Below are 19,050 nucleotides of genomic sequence, written 5' to 3'. Positions count from 1 at the left end.
ACGACCTCGCCGGACTCCAGCGACACCATCGCCGCCACGCGCCACGACTCGCCCTGCCACGGGCGGTGCCGCGGCGCCGGCTCACCGCACAGAGCGGCACGGATCGCCGCGTGCCACGACGACTTCGCCGACTCGTTCACGCCGGACACGACGGTCAGTCCGGGCGCCAGCGGCAGAGTCCTGTCGTGCAACGGACCGAACGCGTGCGCGGTCACCGACTCGATCTTCATCGTTCCTCCAGCGCGCGCAGTCCGGTCGCGAGCACACGGCCGCGCAACGTCGTCTCCAGCGACTCGTCCGCCAGCACGTCCCGCACGAACTGGCCGCGCACGGTCCGTTCCGCCGCGACGGAGTCGAAGTCCAGCAACGGGAACGCCTCCTCCGACGCCAGCCAGTCGAGCGACCGCGAGGCCGACACGTCGAACACCTCGCGCGACACCGAACCGTCGTCGTTCACCGTGCACAGGACCGCTCCGCGCTCACCGGTCTCACCCGGCGTCAACGGGTCCGGGTTGCCGGGGAACGTGTAGTGCTCGGCGTGCTCGGGTGTGTGCACGTGTCCCAGGAACGCGTGGTCCAGCCCGGTGATCGTCACGTCGTCGGGCGCGGAACCGTGGCACAGCGCCAGGTTCACGCCGCCGCGGTTCACCGCGAAGCCGTCGAGGAAGTCCTTCGCCGGGCCGGGCCCGACGTGCGCGGCGCCCCAGAGCGTGACGCCGTCGGCGATCTCCACGGGCGTCAGCGAACCGGAGGAGAACACGTGCACGTTCGGCGTCCAGTCCACCTGCCGGTAGACCGACTGCGGCCCGTACCAGTCATCACCTCCCGGGGCCAGGAACACCGGCACCGGGCAGTCGAACGCCGACCGCAGGAACGACGCCGTGGTGGGGGAGCAGCGATCGTGCTCGTACAGGTCGCCGGCGCAGAGCACCGCGTCGACTTCGTTGTCCTGGGCGAGGTCGACGATGCGGCCCAGCGTGTCGCGCAACGCCTTGCGTCGCGCGGGACCCGCGTTGGGGAAGCGGGTGTCCAGGTGCAGGTCCGCGAACAGCAGCAGTTTCACCGGTGCCTTCAGTGGAGTTCGATGGTGCCGAACAGGGTCATGGTCGGCTGGAGGGCCGCGACGACGTCCGCGGTGTCGGAGTGCCAGCCGTGCAGCTCCGCGATGGTCGGGGTCAGCTCGTAGCCGTGGTGCCGGATCGCACGGCTCAGCGCGTGCCACAGCTGGGAGACGTCGTACGCCACGTCCGCGTCCACGTGCGACGGCAGGCTCAGCAGTAGCGCGTGCACCGGCTGGTCGGTGTTCTCCGCGCCGCAAGCGCGCGCCACGGACCGTTCCACCGCTGTGCGCAACAGTTCGGCACAGCACCGGATCCGCACGCCGTCGAGCTGGTCGGGACGCGCGAGCAGGTTCGCGACGCACGTCAGCCGGTCCTGCACGTCCGGGGGGAGCGTCATCTCTGGAGCCACCCGGCAAGCAGTTCGGTGTCCCGGATCAGCACGTCCAGGTCGCCGCTGTCGCCGCCTACCCGGCACGCCTGCAGCAGGTCTACCGCCCATGATCCGACCACGTCCTCGAGGTGGGGCATCAACTTCGCCGGTTCCGCGTGCTCGTCGAGCACGGCCAGCGCGATCGTCTGCTTCGTCGTCAGCGCGCCTTCCAGCACGCGTTCGACCTCGGCGTGCGGGGTGCCGCGGCTCAGCCGTTCGCGGCGGAACCGGGCGTGCGACGCCGCTTCCAGGGCCGCCCGGCAGCTCGACGCCACCAGCTCGGCCCGCAACGCGTCCGGCAGGTCCTCGTCCACCCGCATCGCGCGGGCGTCGTTGAGGCACCGGCCGACGGGGTCGTCGGACATGCGCACCTGCACGACGGACTCCTCGCCGCGGCAGACCTCCCAGACCGTGGCCGAGAGCCGCAACCGCCGCAACGCCTCCACGAGCCGTTCGTCGTGCGTGAAGACCACGACCTGGCGGGTGAGGCCGACGTCGGCGAGCACCTGCGCGAGACCGTCCACCTTGGACGGGTCCATCGCCTGCACCGGGTCGTCGATCATGACGAACCGGAACGGGCTCTCGTCCACCATCGCGCGCGGCAGGAACAGGGCGAGCCCCAGCGAGTGCAGCTCGCCCTGGCTCATCACCGCGAGCGCCGAGTTCGAGACGCCGTCGACCGACACGTCCAGCTCGACGTTGCGGGTGCCGCCGAGCCGCACCGCGCCCAGGTCGACGTTGCTCTGCTGGCGCAGCCGGTGCCAGATCCGCTGCGACTCCTTGGCGAACGGCGCGATGCGCTCCGAGCGCAACGTGGCCGCGGCCTTGCGGATCCAGTTCTCCGCCTCGGTCACGTCGGCGAGCACCTCGGCGTCCGCAAGCGCCTGCTGCGCCTGGGAGTGCCACTCGAACAACGCGATCGCCATCGGCCGCCACACCAGGTCGCGCCGGTCGATCTGCTCGCGGGCCACGGACTTCAGCTGCTCCACGGCCGCCACCAGCTCGGCGTACCGGTCGAAGAGCTCCTGGCGCAGCCGCACCGGGTCGTCGATCGAGACGCAGTCCTCCCACGCCTGCCACGCCTGCAGCACCGCGGTCGTGTCGAGGATGCCCGTGGTCTCCCCGAACACCTCGGGCACCGGCAGGCACAGGGCCCGCGCGGCCGCGATCGCGACGTCCAGCCTGTCCGCGGCCTCGTGCAGCTCCGCGGCGGCCTTGGCGAGGTGCTCGGCGCGTCGCCGGGCCTTGACGAGCCACATGCCGTCGAGCCGGCCGAGGTCGCACACCGGGCACGTCTTGGCGCCGCCGGACTCCTGGAGCTGGATCGCGAGGCGCAGGATCTCGCTGGACCGCAACGAGTCCTGCGCGTTGGCGGTGGCCACGGCCGTCACGGCGCCGAGTGCGGCGTCGAGGTTCTCGCGGCACCGGTCGACCTCGTCGTCGGGCGGCAGGACCAGGTCCACGACCTGGTGCAGCAGGCCGGTGCCGCTGCCGACGTCCGTGCCGAGCGCGAGGTCCGCGATGGCGTCGAGGTCGGGCGACGGGCTGCCGAGCAGCTCCGCGGCCCGCCTGGCCCGTTCGTCCGGCGACGCGGCCAGCTCCGCGCGGACGCGTTCGCGCCGGTCGTAGGGGCGGGCGACGACGTCGGCGAGGCGCTTGCGGTGCTCGGCGAGCGACTGCTGCGCCTCCGTGATCGCCTCCAGGCCGAGGAAGCGGTGCATCGCCTCGTAGAGGTCCTCCGGCTGCGCGTCGAGAACGGTCCCCAGCTCGCTGTAGGGCAGGAACGGCCGGTAGGTCTCCAGCGCGTCGTGCCACCGGCGGTCGTCGAACGGCTCGCCGTCCTGCGTCCACTCGCCCTGCCCGAGGTCCTCCTCGGGCGACCACGATCTCCGGATCTTCGTCCTGCCCGGCCGCGCGGCCTGCACGAGGTCCAGCTCGACGGCGGTGTCGGCCTGGTGCAGGTTGCGCCAGCCCTGGCGCCACACGTCGTGCCGTGCGCGGGTCCAGCGGGCGTTGTAGCCGGTCAGCGCCAGCTCCGCGGCCTCGGCGAAGCTCGACTTGCCCGAGCCGTTGCGTCCCGTGACGACGGTCAGCCCCGGACCCGGTGCCAGCGGCAGGCGTGCCTGCGGGCCGATGCCCCGGAAACCGCGCACGCGGATCTCCGACACGAAGATGCCGTGGCCGGGTCCGTCCGTCTTCTCCCTCGGGGTCTCCTCCTGCGCGGGCGCACCGGACAGCGCGCGGTCCAGTGCCGCTTCGCCGCGGCACGCCGCGAGCACCAGCTCCGCCGCACGTGGGGTGAGTTCGTCCTTGGCCAGTCTCCCGGCCATCAGTTCGAGTAACCCGGCTTCACCCGCCACGGTCACATGTCCTCCAGCTGCCACCACTCGATAGGGCGGCAACCTAGGCAGCAAATGGGACCTACTGGCGAGTACTCACACGATCGAGTGGAGTTACATAGGGTGACTAAAGTAGTCCGCCCTCGTTAGGGACCCCACACCTCCAGGGCCCTGATCACGAAGTACGCGTCCGGCACGTAGGTGCCGTGCTTCGGGTAGGTGGTGAACTCGGCCTCGGTCGAGCAGTTCTCGCGCTGGTACACGCTCGCGTCCCTGCTCAGGCGGTTCGCGAAGGACCTGCCGACGACGGTGAGCGGGATGCACTCGTCCGGGTTCGCCGATTCCAGGTCGAGGCGCTGGACCGTGCCGGTGTAGTCCGGCCCGGTCCACACGCAGAACTCGCCCTTGTCACAGGTCTTGTCACTCTGCGCTACAGCGATCCCACTGGAGGCAACCGTCCCCGCGGTGATCACCAGGGCGGCGATGAGGCTCTTCGTCGGCATGGGCGCACCTCTCGTCGCAGACGAGTGTGCGTCCGTTCGGGTCAATCGGCCAGACGATCTTGGAGCGCCTTCGCGTCGCGCGGCGCGAAGGCTTTCGCGTCGTTGTCGAAGTAGACGAACACGTCGCCGTGCTCCGCCCACGCGCGGACCTTCCCGGCCCACATGTCGAGGCCTTCGTCGGTGTAGCCGCTGACGTAGAGCTCGTCGTGGCCGTGCAGGCGGACGTAGACGAAGTCGCTCGTGACCTCCTCGATCAACGGGTACTTGCCGGCGGCGTCCGCGACGACGAGCGCGATGTCGTGGCGCTTGAGCAGGTCGAGGAACTCGGGTGTGTTGTAGCTGTCGTGGCGGATCTCCAGCGCGTACCGCATGGGACGCTCGGCGTCCGTGGTCGTGTGCGCCGGGTCGACGCGGTGGTCGTGCCGCTGCGCGATCTCGGCGGCCTCGGTGGTGGTGCGGGGCAGGCCCTCGAAGAACCCGGTGAGCAGGGCGGCGTCGAACCGCAGCGTCGGCGGGAGCTGCCAGAGGATCGGGCCGAGCTTCGGGCCCAGGGCGAGCACACCGGACGCGAGGTAGTTCGAGAGCAGTTCGCTGCCGTCCTTCAGACGCTTCATGTGGGTGATGAAACGGCTGCCCTTGACGGAGAACACGAAGTCGTCGGGCGTCTCCTCGGCCCACTTCCGATAGCTCGACGGGCGTTGCAGCGAGTAGAACGAGCCGTTGATCTCGACGGAGCCGAGCTGCTCGCTGAGGTAGGCGAGCTCCCGCTTCTGCGTGACGCCCTTCGGGTAGAACGTGCCGCGCCAGGGCGGGTACACCCACCCCGAAGTGCCGATCCTGACCTCGCCCATCTGGCTATCGTGGCACGGTGGAAGCGTACCTACAGCGCATCGGTGCCTCGCGCACGTCGTCCTTGGCCGAGCTGCAAGAGCGGCACCTGATGAGCGTCCCGTTCGAGAACCTCGACACCCACATGGACACCCGGATCGTGCTGGAGGTCCCGTGGCTGTACGACAAGATCGTCGTGCGGCGGCGCGGCGGGTTCTGCTACGAGGTCAACGGGTTGTTCGCGGAGTTGTTGCGGGACCTGGGTTTCTCGGTGGACCTGCTGTCCGCCAGGGTGTTCGGCGACGAGCGCCGGCCGGGACCGCCGGGCGACCACGTGGCGCTGCTCGTGGACGGCGAGTGGCTGGTGGACGTCGGGTTCGGAACGTTCTCGCTGCACCCGCTGTCGTGGACCTCGCGGGAGGACCAGCGGGACCCGGCCGGGGTGTTCCGGCTGGAGGACCACGGTGACGACGTGGACGTGGTCCACGACGGCAAGCCCGCCTACCGGCTGGACCGCAGGCCGCGCGAGCTCGCGGAGTTCGTACCGACCTGCTGGTGGCACCAGACCGCGCCGGAGTCGCACTTCCGCAAGGGCCCCATGGCGACCAAGGTCGTCCCCGGCGGGCGGATCACCGTGACGGACGAGCAGGTCGTGGTGACGGAGAACGGCCACAGGACCTCGACGGACGTCGAGGATCCCGCGGCCGCACTCCTGGAACACTTCGGCATCGAGTTCGAGCGGGTTCACTTCCGGCAGAGCAGCGCGTCCGGCGTCCTGCGCCAGTTGTAGGCCACACCGGCGAGGTGCTCGTCCTGGGCGCACTGGCCCTTGTAGTGCCCGTTCGCCCAGTCGCCGCCGAGGTCCGGCCGGTTGTCGCCGCGGTCGAACCACACGACTCGGGTGCTGGTCCCGGTGGCGACGGGCGCGCAGACCAGCGTGAAGCTCGCGTACCCGACGGCCGCGTTCCCGTTGGGGCACTGGAGCTTCGTGTAGCCGACGGCCCAGTCCCCGGTGACGAACTGCTCGTTGGTGACTCGCGTCGTCCCGCTCCACCGGGGACCGCTGGCGCACAGACCGCGGTTGCCGGTGTGGCTGATGCCGACGAGCTTCTCGTTCTGCGGGCACGATTCCTTGAGCAGCATGTTGAACCGCGCCTCGTCCGGGACCTGCCCGGTGCGGCCCGGAGCGTTGACGAGGCGGTTCCACGCGCCGGCCCGCCAGTCGTCGCCGTCGTTGACGCTGATGCGGTTGCCGCCCGCGTCCCAGCGCAGCAACGCCCAGCTGTTGCCGGACCTGTTGGTGTGGAAGCCGACCAGCGGCCAGTAGGCGAAGTCGGTGTCCTGGGCGATCAGCTGGTCGACGAAGCGCTCGAACCAGTCGCGCGCCTTCTGGTTCGACTCGTCGATGCCGCCGACGCCGAACTCGCTCACCCACAACGGCGCGGTGTAGTGCTTCTGCGCCTCGGTGATGTAGAAGGCCTGGCGCCGCAGGACGTCCGTCAGCTCCTGGGGTGACAGGTCCTGGTAGCGCGGGTCGGTCGTCTCGCCGATGCCCGTGGCGCCGCTGTGGTTCGGGCCGGTGTAGCCGTAGAAGTGGGCGCTGTAGACGAGCTTGCCGGGGTTGGCGAGGGTGTGGCTGAGGAACCGCACCGGTTCCAGCGTCGGCCTGCCGTGCGCGAAGCCGTCGACGGGGATGCCGGTCCAGTTGATGCCCTCGACGATGACCAGCAGGTCCGGCGCGGTCTGCTGGATGCGGTCCGCGGCCTGCTGGGACGCCTTGTGCCAGTCGTGGTCGTTGCCCCAGCCCCAGTTCGGGTCGTCCCAGACGTTGCGGCGCACCTCGTTGTAGAGGTCGGCGCCGACCACCCGCTTGTTGGTCTTGTAGCGGTCGGTCATGAACGCCCAGTCGTTCACCCACTGGTCGGTGCTCTGGCTGGTGTTCCACCGCTCGTTGCCGTCGACGCCGCAGCACCACCTCGACGTCGTGGTGTGGTTGTTGAGGATGACGGCGAGGTCGTTGCGCGTCAGCTCCGCGACGACGGCGTCGTAGACCTCCAACGGGCGCTTGCCGTTGAGCTGCGCGTCCTTGAGGCCGTTGACGGGGTTCGTGTCCTTGATCATCTGGTTGGAGAACGGCAACCGGATGCTGTTGACGCCGATCTCCTTGAAACCGCTGATGATCGTGGCCATCGTCGCGCGGTCGAGGCCCAGCGGGACCTGGTCGGCCTTCTCGCCGGCGTGGTGGGTGTTGGGGTCGTTGATGTCGCCGGAACCGTTCCAGGTGCCGCTCGCACCGTGCCAGTTGCCGGACTTGAGCTTGAAGCGGTCGCCGTGGGCGTCGACGATCCACCGTCCGCGCGTGCTCAGCGGACCGGTCCACGATGCAGCAGAGGCCGGTTCCGCCTGCGCGGGAGCAACGAGACTCGCGGCCAGGAGCAGGGTGGCCGAGACGCGAGTGAGTTTCACGTATGTGACCGTAACGGCGGGCCGAGGAGTTGCGCCAGGGTCTCGGCGTTTCTCGTCGCCGCACCTTGCATCGTGTTGTCGAAGTAGACGTACGTGTCGCGGTCCCAGCCGCGGATCTTGTGCGCCCACTCGTCGAGCTGCTCGTCGCTGTAGGAGCTGATGTACAGCTCGTCGTGGCCGTGCAGCCGGACGTAGGCGAAGTCGGCGGTGACGGCCTCGATGCACGGGAACGTCGGCGCGTCCGACACGACGTGAGCGACGTTGTGTGCTTGGAGCAGCTCCAGGTAGGCGTCGGTGCGGAACGACTCGTGGCGCGGTTCCAAGGCGTGCCGGCCGGGCGGGAGCATGGCCAGGAAGTCGCCGACGAGGGCCGCGTCGAAGCGCGTGCTCGGCGGCAGTTGCCAGATGACCGGGCCCTGCTTCGGGCCCAGCGCCAGCGACTCGGTGAACGCCTTGAGCGGGTCCTCGACGTGGCGCAGGCGTTGGACGTGCGTGACCTGCTTCGGGCCTTTGACGGCGAAGACGAAGTCCGCGGGTGTCTCGGTGGCCCACTTGCGGTAGTAGGCGGGTGGCTGGAGCCGGTAGAACGAGCTGTTGATCTCGATCGTGCCGACGTGCGACGCGAGGTGGCTGAGCCAGAGCCGTTGCGGGACGCCGCGGTAGAAGCCGTCGCGCCACTCCGGGTAGCGCCAGCCCGAGGTGCCGATCCTGATCATGCCCGTCCGGGTAGCCCGCGAGTGCTGTAGCTACTCCGTAGCACTTTTCAGTGGATTGAGCTACAGTGAGGTCATGCAGCTCAAAGCCATCGGGCAGCGCGAGCTCCGCAACGACAACGCGGAGATCATGCGCCGTGTCGAGGCGGGTGAGAGCTTCGTCGTCACCCGCAACAACAAGCCGGTCGCCCAGCTCTCGCCGTACCACGCCGAGGCCGTCACCAGGCCCTCGCTCGGCGAGGTGCAGGCGCTGTTCGGCACGCTGCCGTCGATCGACGCCGACCGGTGGGACGCCGACCGCGCCGCCGCCGACGCGCTCTTCGGCGCCGACGACCCGCTGGACGACCCGTGGCAGAGCTGAGCTGCCTGCTCGACACCTGCGTGCTCATCCGGCTCGAACGGGCGAACCTCGGCGACTACGTGCACGCCCGGCCGTTCCTGAGCGCCGTCACGATCGCCGAGCTCGCGTTCGGCGTCGACGTCGACGACCCGGTGGAACGCGCCGCCCGCACCGAACGGTTCTACGCGGCGCAGCAGACGTTCGAGGTGCTGCCGTTCGGGCTGGAGGAGGCCAAGGTCTACGGGCAGATGGCCTCGCTCGTGCGCCGCGCCGGCCGGTCCCCGCGGCCGCGCCGGATGGACCTGCAGATCGCGGCCACGGCCTCCGTCGCGGGGCTGCCGGTGCTGACGATGAACGTCAAGGACTTCAAGGACCTCGACCGGCTCGTGGAGGTCGTGCCGATCCGGCAGGTCTGACCGAGGACGCGAGCGGTGAACCCGGTACCGGTTCCGGCGAAGACAACCGGATCGAGGCGCCGAAACGGCTAATGATCCCGCCGTTTCCGCCGATACGGGACGTATGACTGTCACGGACATCGCGACGTGGGGCACGGCGGACCACGTGCGGGCCGCGCTCGAACGTCAGCTCGAAGGCGCGCTGGTCGAGGTTCCCCAGGACGACGAGTCGCCGCGGTGGGCGTTCAGCGAGGCGTTGCGCCGGTCGCTGATGCTGCGCCAGCGGCACCCGTTCGACGTCGTCGCGCTCGGCCTGCCCGACCTGCTGCGCTACCGCGACCTGGTGGCGGGCTCCGAGGTGACGCTGCGGGCCACGAAGATCGACGCCTACTTCATCCGCCAGGACGGCACCGCGGAGCAGTACCTGTCCGAGAACGAGTGAGGCCCCGGCTCCGTCGAGAGAGCCGGGGCCTCGACAGCGGTGCTACGCGGGCACGGAGGCCACGCCCGGTGCCAGGAAGCGCTTGCCCGTCACCTTCTCCGAGATGCCGGTGCGGTCCAGGTACGGCGTGATGCCGCCCAGCCAGAACGGCCACCCGGCGCCCAGGAGCATGCACAGGTCGATGTCCTGCGCCTCCGCGACCACGCCCTCGTCGAGCATGATGCGGATCTCCTCGGCCAGGGCCTCGAGCGCGCGGGTCTTGACCTCTTCGCCCGTGAGCGGCGAGGAGCCGAACTCCCACAGCGCCTGGACCTCGGGGTCGACGGTCTGCTTGCCGGTGGAGTCCCACTGCCAGACGGCGCCCTTGCCCGCGGCGACGAACTTCTTCATGTTCTCCGACACCGAGAAGCGGTCGGGGAACGCGCCGTGCATCGTCTCCGACACGTGCAGCGCGACGGCGGAACCGACCAGCTGCAGCAGGATCATCGGGGACATCGGCAGGCCGAGCGGCTCGGTGGCCCTGTCGGCGACCTCGAAGGAGGTGCCCTCGTCGACCGACTTGATGACCTCGCCCATGAAGCGGGTCAGCAGGCGGTTCACGACGAACGCGGGCGCGTCCTTCACCAGCACCGAGGACTTCTTGAGCTGCTTGCCGATCGAGAACGCCGTGGCGAGCGTGGCGTCGTCGGTCTGCTCGGCGCGCACGATCTCCAGCAGCGGCATGACCGCGACCGGGTTGAAGAAGTGGAAGCCCACGACGCGCTCGGGGTGCTTGAGCTTCGACGCCATGTCCGTGATGGACAGCGACGACGTGTTCGTGGCGAGGACGGCCTCGGGGGAGACGTGCTCCTCGACCTCGGCGAACACCTGCTGCTTCACGGCGAGGTCCTCGAACACGGCCTCGATCACGAAGTCGGCGTCGGCGAACGCGGCCTTATCGAGCGAGCCGGACACCAGCGCCTTGAGGCGGTTGGCCTCGTCCGGCGACATGCGGCCCTTGCCCGCGAGCTTGTCGACCTCGGCGTGGACGTAGCCGACGCCCTTGTCGACGCGCGCCTGGTCGATGTCGGTCAGCACGACCGGCACGTGCAGGCGGCGCAGGAACAGCAGCGCCATCTGCGAGGCCATCAGGCCCGCGCCGACGACACCGACCTTGGTGACCTTGCGCGCCAGCGACTTGTCCGGCGCGCCGGCCGGGCGCTTCGCGCGCTTCTGCACCAGGTTGAACGAGTACAGGCCCGCGCGCAGCTCGTCGCTCATGACGAGGTCCGCGAGGCCCTCGGTCTCGGCGGCGTAGCCCTTGTCGAGGTCGTTCTCGCGCGCCAGCTCCAGCAGCTCCAGGGCCTTGAGCGCACCGGGCGCCGCGCCCTTGGTCTTGCCGTGCACGATGCCCTTGGCCCGCGCGACGGCGGCGTCCCACGCCTCGCCGCGGTCGATCTCCTTGCGGGGCACCGCGATCTCGCCGCGCACGACGCCGGACAGCCACAGCAGCGACTGCTCCAGGTAGTCCGCGGAGTCGAACAGCACGTCCGCGATGCCCAGCGCCAGAGCTTCCTTCGGCTTGAGCATCTTGTTCTGGTTCAACGCGTTCTCGAAGATCACCGTCACGGCGTCGTTCGCGCCGATCAGGTTCGGCAGCAGCTGCGTGCCGCCCCAGCCCGGGAACAGGCCCAGGAACACCTCGGGCAGCGCGATCGCGGCCGCGTTCGACGCCAGCGTGCGGTAGTGGCACGACAGTGCGAGCTCGAGGCCGCCGCCCATGACCGCGCCGTTGACGAAGGCGAAGGTCGGGACGTCCGAGTCGGTGAACTTCTTGAAGACCTCGTGGCCCAGCTTCCCGATCGTCACGCCCTGCGAACGGTCGGTCGCCTGCTCGACGGCCGTCAGGTCCGCGCCCACCGCGAAGATGAACGGCTTGCCGGTGACGGCGATGGCGGCGGGGGAGGCCGCGTAGGCCTCGTCGAACGCCGCGCCCAGCGACACCAGCGACTGCGGGCCGAACGTCGACGGACGGGTGTGGTCCAGGCCGTTGTCGATCGTGATGAACGCGACCGGCTTGTCGAGGCCGGGCACGGTGATCAGACGCGTCTTGGCGTGGGTGACGACCTCGTCGGGGAAGATCGCCTTTGCTTCCTCAGCGGTGATGGTCACTTGCCGCTCCAGTTCGGGTTCTCCCAGATGACCGTTCCACCCATGCCGATGCCGATGCACATGGTGGTGAGGCCGTAACGGACGTCCGGACGCTCGGCGAACTGACGCGACAGCTGCGTCATCAGCCGCACGCCGCTGGAAGCCAGCGGGTGACCGGTCGCGATCGCGCCGCCCCACTGGTTCACGCGCGGGTCGTCGTCGGCGATCTTGAAGTGGTCGAGGAACGCCAGCACCTGCACGGCGAACGCCTCGTTGATCTCGAACAGGCCGATGTCCTCGATGGACAGACCCGCGCGGGACAGCGCGCGCTCGGTGGCGGGCACCGGGCCGACGCCCATGACCGACGGGTCGACGCCCTGGAACGCGTAGCCCACCAGGCGCATGCCGACCGGCAGGCCGAGCTCGCGCGCGGTCTCCTCCTCGGCCAGGATCGCGCCCGTCGCGCCGTCGTTCAGGCCGGCCGCGTTGCCCGCGGTGACTCGGCCGTGCGGGCGGAACGGCGTCTTGAGCTTGCCGAGGTCCTCGACCGTGGTGCCGGGACGCGGCGGCTCGTCGGCCGTCGCGAGGCCCCAGCCGTTCTCCGCGGACCGGGTCGCGACGGGCACCAGTTCGGGGCCGATCTTGCCCGCGGCGACCGCGGCGGCGTACTTGGCCTGCGAGGCGGCGGCGTAGGCGTCCGCGCGGTCCTTGGTGATCTCCGGGAACCGGTCGTGCAGGTTCTCGGCGGTCTGGCCCATGACCAGCGCGCTCGGGTCGACGATCTTGTCCGACAGGAAGCGCGGGTTCGGGTCGACGCCCTCGCCCATCGGATGGCGGCCCATGTGCTCGACGCCACCGGCGATCACGACGTCGTAGGCGCCGAACGCGATGCCGCTCGCCGCCGTGGTGACGGCGGTCATCGCGCCCGCGCACATGCGGTCGATGGCGTAGCCGGGCACCGACTTCGGCAGGCCCGCGAGCAGCGCCGCGGTCCGGCCGATCGTCAGGCCCTGGTCACCGGTCTGCGTGGTCGCGGCGATGGCGACCTCGTCGACGCGCTCCGGCGGCAGCTCGGGGTGCCTGCGCAGCAGCTCACGGATGACCTTGACGACGAGGTCGTCGGCACGGGTCTCGGCGAAAATGCCCTTCGGGCCGGCCTTGCCGAACGGCGTGCGGACGCCGTCGACGAAGACCACGTTCCGAACGCGTGCCGGCGCTGCTGGTGCGGCCACGGCGTCTCCTCACTTGTGGTGACAACTCTGTCCACTCCGGAGGGGCTGCGCGAGTTCCCTACCGGTCGGTAACGCCAACTCTAGCCCTAGTTACTGACCGGTAACCACAGTGGCGCCCCTGTTCGTTGTGTCACACACCTTGCGGATCACGAGGAAGAGCGGCAACCCGACCGGGGCCAGCAGGATGGTGATCACCAGAACGGGTGCCATCACCAGCGGGTGGACACCGAGCCGGCGCCCTTCCAGGTACATCCAGCGCCCGACGAACAGGTCCCACGCGAGCATGTGCGCCCACACCAGCGCCGTGCCGGCGTCGGTGGCCAGGTACTCCGCCAGCGGGCCGATCTCCGGCCGGGTGACCAGCGGCAGCACGGTGGTGAGCTCCGGGACGAGCAGCACGACGTAGATCAGCACCGGCGGTAGCACGATGAGGTACGACTCGGCGATCCGCTGCGTCCACGACCACGCCGGCGCGAGGATCATGAGCGCCCAGAACGGCGCGGCTACCAGGAACGTCAGGTCGAACAGGGTGGCGGTCATGCGGGAACGAGCTCCTTCTTCGGCGCACGGGCCCAGACGAGGCCGAGTGCGGTGGCGGCGACGATCGCGGCGAACGCGAGCAAGGTGGTGCCGTCGGGCTGGACGAGGGACTGGCCGCGCAGCGCCTGCCAGGTGACGAGCAGGAAGATCCCCAGGAACGACGCGCTGGTGACCCAGGCGATCCGGACGTTGGCGCGCTCGCCGAGCAGTGCGATGACCACCGGCAGGACCTGGAGGGCGTGCATGCCGATGAAGTGGCCGACCCGCAGGTCGCCGTGCTCGGTGCTCCAGCCGGTGAGCGGCATGTAGGCGCCGCCGTCGGGCGCGCCGACCGTGTGCGAGCCGAGGGTGTCGCCGTCGAGCGCCTGACCGGGCTTGGGGCTCGTCATCAGGAAGCCGACGCCCAGTCCCAGGAACGAGATCACGAGTCCGAGGCGGATCGACCAGGAGAGCGCCTTGTTCTCGAAGTCTGTGCGCCACAACAGGATCGCGACGACCGCGTGGGTGATCCACAGCACGACGATGGTCACGCCCATGATCGAGAACAGCGTGGCGTCGAGCGGCGTCTCGAAGTTGAAGTGGCTGCGCCGGCCGCGGAGGACCTGGCCGACGATCACGGCCATCTCGGCCGCCCCGGCCGCCGCGAGCACGGTGCCCGCCCACCAGCCGACGCGCTGGAACCGCTTCAGGAACGTGAGCAGGTACGCCAGCGTGAACGAGTAGAGCGCGAGCGACACGGCGAACTTGAGCGGCTTGAGCCAGATCGGCGAGTTGACCACCGTCCGGTCGTCGACCAGCAACCCGACGAGCGCGACCGGGATCAGCAGCACCATCAACGAACCGAAGACCACCAACGGCCGGTGCCAGCTTCGCAAGGTCTTCAACATCCGAACGCCCCCTCAGACGAATGGATAGCGGCACTCTCCGCTATCGACAAACGGGAAGGTACACTATCCATATGCGTGTTGGCGAGCTTTCGAAGAGAAGTGGCGTCCCGGTGCCGACGATCAAGTACTACCTGCGCGAGGGACTGCTGCCCGCCGGCGTGCTGACCAGCCCGAACCAGGCCCACTACGACGACGAGCACCTGCGCAGGCTGCGGCTGGTGCGGGCGTTGATGGAGGTCGGCGGCCTCTCCATCGCGACCGTGCGCGAGGTCCTCACCGTCGTCGACACCCGCGACGAGTCGCTCCACCACAAGCTCGGCACCGTGCAGGAGGCCATCAGCCAGCCGGGGTCGGTCGAGCTCGACCCGCTCGCGGTGAAGGACGTCCAGGCGTTCTGCGACCGGCACGCGGCGCCGGACGGGTTCGACATCGGCAGCAGCAACGTGACCCAGATGCTCGCGGCCGCGCTGTCCGCGGCCCGCTCGGTCGGCCACGCCCACTTCCAGGAGATCCTCGACCCCTACCTGGAGGGCATGCGGATCATCGCGAAGGCCGACCTCGACTACATCGCCCACCGCGGCGCGCGCGACGACGTCATCGAGGCGATGGTCATCGGGACCCTGATCGGCGACGCCGTGCTCAAGGCCGTCCGGCGGCTCGCGCACGCGCAGGTGTCGCGCGAGGTCCTCGCCGACGGTCCCGGCTGACTCCGCGCGGGGCGGCCGTCACAGCCGCCAGCGGACCTCGCCGTCGTGCAGCTCGCCGGTGGCGGTCAGCCCCGCGGAGGCGGCGACGGCGGCGGACGCGTGGTGCTCGGGGTGGACGTGCGCCACGACCGCGTGCACCGGCTGGGTGCCGAGCCAGGCGACGAGACCCCGTGCGGCCTCGCTCGCGATGCCACGCCCCTGCCACGGCGTGCCGACGACCCACGCGATCTCCGCGGTCCCGTCGGCGATCGTCGCCTGGACGGTGCCGACGAGCCGGTCCTCGTCGCGGAGGCGGATCACCCAGTTCAGCCAGCGCTGGCCGGGGTCCGGCGAGCCGGCGGCCAGGCGTTCGTAGCGGGCTCGCAGGGCTTGCGGGGAGTCCGGGGCGCCGCCGATGAACGCGTGCAGCGCCGGGTCGGACAGGACCTCGGCCATCTCGCCGACGTGCTCCGGCCGCAACGGCAGCAGGTCCAGGCGTCCGGTGCTGATCATCGTCCGTGCCGGTGCAGGAAGGCCGCGACGAGGTCGTCGGTGAACTCGCGCGTCACGGGCGTGCCGGTGACCAGGACGCGGTAGTAGACCGGGCCGACGAGCTGGTCCAGCGCGACGTCGACGTCGAGGTCGCCGGGCAGCTCGCCGCGGTCGACCGCCCGCCGCAGCGGCAGGCGGTCGCGGTCGCGCTGGTGGCTCAGGTGCTCGTCGCGGAGCCTGGCCGCGAGCTGCGGGTCGTGCTGGGCCTGGCCGGTGAGCGCCCGGAACACCGCCCCCGGATCGGACCCGGCGAGGAACTCCGCCAGCCGCGCGAGGTGGACGCGCAGGTCGGTGCCCAGGTCGCCGTGGTCGTCCGGCGTCAGGTGCTGGGCCATGTCCTCGGTGAACGCCTCCAGGAGCACGTCGACCTTGGACGGCCACCAGCGGTAGATCGTCTGCTTCGCGACGCCCGCCCGCGTGGCGATGCCCTCGATCGTCACGCCGGCGAACCCGCGTTCGGCCAGCAGGTCGTCGGCGGCCTGCAACACCGCCTGCCGCGCCTCTTCGCTGCGCCCGTGCCGGTTCCCGCGATGTGCGGTGCTCATCGCCACCTCCAGGACGCGTACCTTAACCGGGTCTAGATTAGACGCAACGTTGCGTCTAATCTAGCCGCCATGACCATCACCTTGCACGAGCCGCGGGTCCGCACGGTCCTGGACCGGCTCTTCGACTCCGCCACCGCCGACGAGACCTTCGAGGCGCCGTGGGACGAGCGGCGGTCAGCCGGCGCGCAGGAACGCGCCGACGCGCTGGCCGGCGTCTACATGCCGATCTCCGCACGAGGCGGGGACCTGCTCTACGGGCTCGTCCGGTCGAGCCGTCCGGAGACCGTCGTCGAGTTCGGCACGTCGTTCGGCATCTCGACGCTCTACCTCGCGGCCGCCGTCGCCGACAACGGACGCGGGCACGTCTACGGCACCGAGATGTCGGCGGAGAAGGTCGCGAAGGCGCGGGCCAACCTCGACGAGGCCGGGCTCGGGGGAGTCGTGACGGTGCTGCCCGGTGACGCGCGGCGCACGCTGGCCGACCTGAAAGGACCTATCGGGCTCGTCCTGCTCGACGGCTGGAAAGAGCTCTGCCTGCCGGTACTGCGCGACCTCGAACCGCGGCTCGCGCCCGGCGCGCTCGTCGTCGCCGACGACATCGACCAGGCCTCGATGGCCGATTACCTGGCCTATGTGCGGGACCCGTCCAACGGGTACGTCAGCGTCGCCTTTCCCGTCGAGGACGGAATGGAGATCAGCTGCCGCGCCTGACGCGCGGAAAACGCGGAGGCCCGGCCGATACATCGGATATCGGCCGGGCCTGGATGTCGGAGAATTGATATATCGGATATCAGTTCGCGGGCGGCGGCGCCGTCGCCGACAACGCCTTCGCCAGGGCGTCGAGCGTCAGCTCGACCTGCCACGACCGCGCCCCGCCCTCGCGCAGCACGGCGGCCACGGACTCGGGTGAGAGGTCGGCCGGCGGTTGCCAGCAGGTGCGGCGCACCAGGTCCGGCAGCAGCAGGTTCTCGACCGGCAGGGTGTTGGCCTCGGCGATGGCCGTGAGCGCCGCACGGGCCGCTGTCAGGCGGGCCGCGGCATCCGGGTCCTTGTCCGCCCAGCGGTTGGGCGGCGGCGGGCCGTCGTGCTGGCCCGCGGGCTCCGGGAGCTCCGCCTTGGTGAGGGTGCCGGCCTTGCGGAGAGCGCTCATCCACACGCCGGCCATGCGGCGCTGGGAGCGGCCGCGGAAGACGGGGAGGGCGAGCAGCTCGGCCTCGGAAGCGGGGTTGCGGGCGGCCGCCTCCATGAGGGCGGAGTCCGGCAGGACCCGGCCGGGGGCGATGTCGCGTTCGCGGGCCACGGTGTCGCGGGCTTCCCACAGCGCGCGCACGAGGGCCAGCTGCCGCTGGTTGCGCACGCGGTGAATGCCGGACGTGCGTCGCCAGGGGTCGGTGCGGGGGCGCGGCAACGGCGCCGTCCGCACCGCCTCGAACTCCTCGAGCGCCCAGGCGAGCTTGCCCTGGCGCTCCAGCTCGGCTTCGAGAACGTCGCGCAGCTGCACGAGCAGCTCCACGTCGAGAGCGGCGTACGTCAGCCAATCGGCAGGAAGGGGCCGGCGCGACCAGTCGGCCGCGCCGTGCCCCTTCTCGAGCCTGTAACCGAGTAGCCGTTCCACCAACGTGCCCAGTGCGACGCGTTCGAACCCAGCCAGCCTGCCCGCCAGCTCGGTGTCGAACAGCACGCCGGGACGGAGACCGAGCTCGGCGAGGCACGGCAGGTCCTGAGACGCCGCGTGCAACACCCACTCAGTGCCCTCCAACGCCTGCACCAGCGGGTCCATCCGACCGCCCAGGGCGATCGGGTCGACCAGCCATGTGCCGGCGCCCTCCCGGCGCAGTTGCACCAGATAGGCACGCTGTGAGTAGCGGTAGCCCGAGGCTCGCTCGGTGTCCACCGCGACCGGGCCCTTCGCCCCGGCGAGCGCGTCAGCGGCTCGCCGGAGCGCAGCTGGATCGGCGACCACGGGCGGGACCCCATCAGCAGGTTCCGTCAGCGGTACCGGTTCTGGTCCGGTTGGTGCGGTTGGCTCGTCGGCGGGTACATCCACAGCGGATGACCCTACGACGATCGCACCACCCACAGGTGTTCTCGGCCGGTTCAGTGCTTCAAACCGGTATCTAACGGATCACGCCGGCACGCATGGCCAGCGCGACCATCTGAGCGCGATCCCCGGTGCCCAGCTTCCGGCCGATCCGCGACAGGTGAGACTTCACCGTCAACGCGGACAGGCTCAGAGCCTCGCCGATCTCCTTGTTGCTCTGGCCATCGGCGACCAGCTGGAGCACCTCGACCTCACGCGCGGAGAGTTCCCGCGGCGTGTTGTCCGTGCCCGGCACCCGAGTACCCGCTGCGAGTACTGGTGCCACGCTCGGATCTGCGTAAACGCCGCCGTCGAGGACCCTGCGCACCCCGTCGGTGACCACCATCGGAGAGGCGGACTTCAGGAGGTACGCCTGGGCGCCCGCCTGGAAGGCCGACCTGACCGCGTAGGGGTCGTCGGAGGATGCGAGGACCACGATGCGGGGCCAGCCCTGGGCACGGAGCTCCGTGACCAGGTCGATGCCGGTGCCATCCGGCAGGCCCAGATCGAGGATCGCGAGGTCGCACGGTCCGGTAGCGAGTGCCCGCGCCCGAGCCTCCGCCACCGATGCGGCCTCATGCACTGTCCCGGCTCCCATCTGGGTGAGCCGAGCTGATATCGCCTCCCTCAGCAGTGGGTGGTCGTCGACCACCAGCACTGAAAAAAGCTCTTCCCGCGGGTGCGGGACCATGTTCGCCGGCAACGAGCCGGCTGGCGTGGTACGAACGGCCTGACCTAAGCCGACGGCAGCCACGTCACTACCTCCCTGGAGTCGGTCGTGCCCCCCGACCGGCACCGGAGACTTTCGTCCAATCAGCCGCGCCACTGATCGACCGAAAGTGGTGTCGTCTGGGGCAGCGTAGCCGCCCATGCGGGTCTAC

General features: G+C 70.2%; 22 protein-coding genes. 6 read left to right on the top strand and 16 right to left on the bottom strand.

The features are described from left to right. The 6 genes from VF330_RS09715 to VF330_RS09690 form a co-directional block, all read right to left on the bottom strand. The coding region (locus VF330_RS09715; RefSeq protein ID WP_330851188.1) for an AAA family ATPase at positions 1-230 on the bottom strand (230 nt) is incomplete at its 3' end. Continuing rightward, positions 227-1,063, bottom strand: a complete 837-nt coding sequence (locus VF330_RS09710; protein WP_330851187.1) for a metallophosphoesterase family protein — start codon at positions 1,061-1,063, stop codon at positions 227-229. The genes VF330_RS09715 and VF330_RS09710, both read right to left, overlap by 4 nt. Before the next feature lie 8 nt (positions 1,064-1,071). Next, entirely contained in the window at positions 1,072-1,458 is a 387-nt protein-coding gene (locus VF330_RS09705; RefSeq protein ID WP_330851186.1) for a hypothetical protein, read from the bottom strand. Next, positions 1,455-3,821, bottom strand: a complete 2,367-nt coding sequence (locus VF330_RS09700) for an AAA family ATPase (RefSeq protein ID WP_330851185.1) — start codon at positions 3,819-3,821, stop codon at positions 1,455-1,457. Before VF330_RS09700 ends, VF330_RS09705 begins: the two co-directional genes overlap by 4 nt. Before the next feature lie 155 nt (positions 3,822-3,976). After that, positions 3,977-4,333, bottom strand: coding sequence for a peptidase inhibitor family I36 protein (locus tag VF330_RS09695; protein WP_330851184.1), 357 nt, complete (start codon positions 4,331-4,333; stop codon positions 3,977-3,979). A gap of 41 nt (positions 4,334-4,374) precedes the next feature. After that, positions 4,375-5,184 carry a DUF72 domain-containing protein gene (locus VF330_RS09690; RefSeq protein WP_330851183.1) on the bottom strand — a complete coding sequence of 270 codons (810 nt, stop codon included), beginning with the start codon at positions 5,182-5,184 and terminating at the stop codon, positions 4,375-4,377. Positions 5,185-5,201: 17 nt separating this feature from the next. On the opposite strand from VF330_RS09690, the gene VF330_RS09685 reads away from it, so the two are divergent. Then, entirely contained in the window at positions 5,202-5,951 is a 750-nt protein-coding gene (locus tag VF330_RS09685) for an arylamine N-acetyltransferase family protein (RefSeq protein WP_330851182.1), read from the top strand. Here VF330_RS09685 and VF330_RS09680 read toward each other — a convergent pair. Both VF330_RS09680 and VF330_RS09675 read right to left on the bottom strand, forming a co-directional pair. Beyond that, positions 5,906-7,627, bottom strand: a complete 1,722-nt coding sequence (locus tag VF330_RS09680) for a glycoside hydrolase family 5 protein (RefSeq protein ID WP_330851181.1) — start codon at positions 7,625-7,627, stop codon at positions 5,906-5,908. The two genes, VF330_RS09685 and VF330_RS09680, sit on opposite strands and share 46 nt — an antisense overlap. After that, positions 7,624-8,343, bottom strand: coding sequence for a DUF72 domain-containing protein (locus VF330_RS09675; protein WP_330851180.1), 720 nt, complete (start codon positions 8,341-8,343; stop codon positions 7,624-7,626). Before VF330_RS09675 ends, VF330_RS09680 begins: the two co-directional genes overlap by 4 nt. Before the next feature lie 73 nt (positions 8,344-8,416). On the opposite strand from VF330_RS09675, the gene VF330_RS09670 reads away from it, so the two are divergent. The 3 genes from VF330_RS09670 to VF330_RS09660 all read left to right on the top strand — a co-directional run bounded on the left by VF330_RS09670 (position 8,417) and on the right by VF330_RS09660 (position 9,517). Next, the gene (locus VF330_RS09670) at positions 8,417-8,701 is read left to right on the top strand and encodes a type II toxin-antitoxin system prevent-host-death family antitoxin (RefSeq protein ID WP_330851179.1); all 285 of its coding nucleotides are present in this window, start codon (positions 8,417-8,419) and stop codon (positions 8,699-8,701) included. After that, the gene (locus VF330_RS09665) at positions 8,689-9,096 is read left to right on the top strand and encodes a type II toxin-antitoxin system VapC family toxin (protein WP_330851178.1); all 408 of its coding nucleotides are present in this window, start codon (positions 8,689-8,691) and stop codon (positions 9,094-9,096) included. The genes VF330_RS09670 and VF330_RS09665 overlap by 13 nt, the downstream gene beginning before the upstream one ends. A 103-nt stretch (positions 9,097-9,199) precedes the next feature. Then, positions 9,200-9,517: a hypothetical protein gene (locus tag VF330_RS09660; RefSeq protein WP_330851177.1), complete on the top strand. Its 318-nt coding sequence runs from the start codon at positions 9,200-9,202 to the stop codon at positions 9,515-9,517. Positions 9,518-9,559: 42 nt separating this feature from the next. Here the strand turns inward: VF330_RS09660 and VF330_RS09655 are convergent, their stop codons facing one another. From VF330_RS09655 to VF330_RS09640, 4 genes are all read right to left on the bottom strand, one after another. Then, positions 9,560-11,668, bottom strand: coding sequence for a 3-hydroxyacyl-CoA dehydrogenase NAD-binding domain-containing protein (locus tag VF330_RS09655; protein WP_330851176.1), 2,109 nt, complete (start codon positions 11,666-11,668; stop codon positions 9,560-9,562). Continuing rightward, a complete protein-coding gene (locus VF330_RS09650) occupies positions 11,665-12,879 on the bottom strand; it encodes an acetyl-CoA C-acyltransferase (protein WP_330851175.1) in 1,215 nt (404 codons plus the stop codon). The genes VF330_RS09655 and VF330_RS09650 overlap by 4 nt, the downstream gene beginning before the upstream one ends. A 90-nt stretch (positions 12,880-12,969) precedes the next feature. Next, complete coding sequence (locus VF330_RS09645) at positions 12,970-13,419, bottom strand: ABA4-like family protein (protein ID WP_330851174.1); 450 nt, start codon at positions 13,417-13,419, stop codon at positions 12,970-12,972. Next, the gene (locus VF330_RS09640; protein ID WP_330851173.1) at positions 13,416-14,306 is read right to left on the bottom strand and encodes a hypothetical protein; all 891 of its coding nucleotides are present in this window, start codon (positions 14,304-14,306) and stop codon (positions 13,416-13,418) included. Before VF330_RS09640 ends, VF330_RS09645 begins: the two co-directional genes overlap by 4 nt. A gap of 20 nt (positions 14,307-14,326) precedes the next feature. Here VF330_RS09640 and VF330_RS09635 point away from each other — a divergent pair, with 20 nt between their 5' ends. Then, positions 14,327-15,013: a MerR family transcriptional regulator gene (locus VF330_RS09635; RefSeq protein ID WP_330851172.1), complete on the top strand. Its 687-nt coding sequence runs from the start codon at positions 14,327-14,329 to the stop codon at positions 15,011-15,013. An 18-nt stretch (positions 15,014-15,031) separates the two neighbouring features. Here VF330_RS09635 and VF330_RS09630 read toward each other — a convergent pair whose 3' ends face one another. Together VF330_RS09630 and VF330_RS09625 are read right to left on the bottom strand one after the other, a co-directional pair. Next, positions 15,032-15,505, bottom strand: coding sequence for a GNAT family N-acetyltransferase (locus VF330_RS09630; protein ID WP_330851171.1), 474 nt, complete (start codon positions 15,503-15,505; stop codon positions 15,032-15,034). After that, positions 15,502-16,089, bottom strand: a complete 588-nt coding sequence (locus tag VF330_RS09625) for a TetR/AcrR family transcriptional regulator (RefSeq protein ID WP_330851170.1) — start codon at positions 16,087-16,089, stop codon at positions 15,502-15,504. The genes VF330_RS09630 and VF330_RS09625 overlap by 4 nt, the downstream gene beginning before the upstream one ends. Before the next feature lie 69 nt (positions 16,090-16,158). Between VF330_RS09625 and VF330_RS09620 the strand changes: the two genes are divergently transcribed. Further along, entirely contained in the window at positions 16,159-16,800 is a 642-nt protein-coding gene (locus VF330_RS09620) for an O-methyltransferase (RefSeq protein ID WP_330851169.1), read from the top strand. A gap of 79 nt (positions 16,801-16,879) precedes the next feature. Here VF330_RS09620 and VF330_RS09615 read toward each other — a convergent pair whose 3' ends face one another. Both VF330_RS09615 and VF330_RS09610 read right to left on the bottom strand, forming a co-directional pair. After that, complete coding sequence (locus VF330_RS09615; RefSeq protein ID WP_330851168.1) at positions 16,880-18,136, bottom strand: ribonuclease D; 1,257 nt, start codon at positions 18,134-18,136, stop codon at positions 16,880-16,882. A 70-nt stretch (positions 18,137-18,206) separates the two neighbouring features. Then, on the bottom strand, positions 18,207-18,860 hold the full coding sequence (locus VF330_RS09610; protein ID WP_181320591.1) for a response regulator: 654 nt from the start codon (positions 18,858-18,860) through the stop codon (positions 18,207-18,209). Between the last annotated feature and the right edge of the window lie 190 nt (positions 18,861-19,050).

Source organism: Lentzea sp. (genome assembly GCF_036380075.1).
In the GTDB taxonomy this organism is placed as follows: Bacteria; Actinomycetota; Actinomycetes; order Mycobacteriales; family Pseudonocardiaceae; genus Lentzea.
This window is presented reverse-complemented; position numbering and strand designations above follow the sequence as displayed.

Bases quoted from the DNA above. Each gene is read 5' to 3' on its own strand.
- VF330_RS09705 (WP_330851186.1), bottom strand. From the start codon at position 1,458: ATGACGCTCCCCCCGGACGTGCAGGACCGGCTGACGTGCGTCGCGAAC.
- VF330_RS09700 (WP_330851185.1), bottom strand. From the start codon at position 3,821: ATGGCCGGGAGACTGGCCAAGGACGAACTCACCCCACGTGCGGCGGAG.
- VF330_RS09695 (WP_330851184.1), bottom strand. From the start codon at position 4,333: ATGCCGACGAAGAGCCTCATCGCCGCCCTGGTGATCACCGCGGGGACG.
- VF330_RS09690 (WP_330851183.1), bottom strand. From the start codon at position 5,184: ATGGGCGAGGTCAGGATCGGCACTTCGGGGTGGGTGTACCCGCCCTGG.
- VF330_RS09675 (WP_330851180.1), bottom strand. From the start codon at position 8,343: ATGATCAGGATCGGCACCTCGGGCTGGCGCTACCCGGAGTGGCGCGAC.
- VF330_RS09670 (WP_330851179.1), top strand. From the start codon at position 8,417: ATGCAGCTCAAAGCCATCGGGCAGCGCGAGCTCCGCAACGACAACGCG.
- VF330_RS09660 (WP_330851177.1), top strand. From the start codon at position 9,200: ATGACTGTCACGGACATCGCGACGTGGGGCACGGCGGACCACGTGCGG.
- VF330_RS09645 (WP_330851174.1), bottom strand. From the start codon at position 13,419: ATGACCGCCACCCTGTTCGACCTGACGTTCCTGGTAGCCGCGCCGTTC.
- VF330_RS09640 (WP_330851173.1), bottom strand. From the start codon at position 14,306: ATGTTGAAGACCTTGCGAAGCTGGCACCGGCCGTTGGTGGTCTTCGGT.
- VF330_RS09635 (WP_330851172.1), top strand. From the start codon at position 14,327: ATGGATAGCGGCACTCTCCGCTATCGACAAACGGGAAGGTACACTATC.
- VF330_RS09630 (WP_330851171.1), bottom strand. From the start codon at position 15,505: ATGATCAGCACCGGACGCCTGGACCTGCTGCCGTTGCGGCCGGAGCAC.
- VF330_RS09625 (WP_330851170.1), bottom strand. From the start codon at position 16,089: ATGAGCACCGCACATCGCGGGAACCGGCACGGGCGCAGCGAAGAGGCG.
- VF330_RS09620 (WP_330851169.1), top strand. From the start codon at position 16,159: ATGACCATCACCTTGCACGAGCCGCGGGTCCGCACGGTCCTGGACCGG.
- VF330_RS09610 (WP_181320591.1), bottom strand. From the start codon at position 18,860: ATGGTCCCGCACCCGCGGGAAGAGCTTTTTTCAGTGCTGGTGGTCGAC.